This window comes from Klebsiella sp. GG_Kp173, from assembly GCF_040062415.1.
In the GTDB taxonomy this organism is placed as follows: Bacteria; Pseudomonadota; Gammaproteobacteria; order Enterobacterales; family Enterobacteriaceae; genus Klebsiella; species Klebsiella quasipneumoniae.
In genome coordinates this window covers 1-542 of the sequence record NZ_JBEAFZ010000075.1, presented here as the reverse complement: position 1 = coordinate 542, position 542 = coordinate 1, and the positions used below count along the sequence as shown (strand labels likewise).

The window sequence follows — 542 nt, the reverse complement described above, 5'->3', positions numbered from 1 at the left end:
CAAAGGCAGGTTCTTTAAGGTAAGGAGGTGATCCAACCGCAGGTTCCCCTACGGTTACCTTGTTACGACTTCACCCCAGTCATGAATCACAAAGTGGTAAGCGCCCTCCCGAAGGTTAAGCTACCTACTTCTTTTGCAACCCACTCCCATGGTGTGACGGGCGGTGTGTACAAGGCCCGGGAACGTATTCACCGTAGCATTCTGATCTACGATTACTAGCGATTCCGACTTCATGGAGTCGAGTTGCAGACTCCAATCCGGACTACGACATACTTTATGAGGTCCGCTTGCTCTCGCGAGGTCGCTTCTCTTTGTATATGCCATTGTAGCACGTGTGTAGCCCTGGTCGTAAGGGCCATGATGACTTGACGTCATCCCCACCTTCCTCCAGTTTATCACTGGCAGTCTCCTTTGAGTTCCCGGCCGGACCGCTGGCAACAAAGGATAAGGGTTGCGCTCGTTGCGGGACTTAACCCAACATTTCACAACACGAGCTGACGACAGCCATGCAGCACCTGTCTCACAGTTCCCGAAGGCACCAA

Annotated in this window: 1 rRNA gene; it reads right to left on the bottom strand. The window is 52.8% G+C overall.

From position 1 onward, the window contains the following. Positions 1–20: 20 nt before the first annotated feature. Positions 21–542 (bottom strand): 16S ribosomal RNA (locus ABLU50_RS16235); the annotation flags it as partial.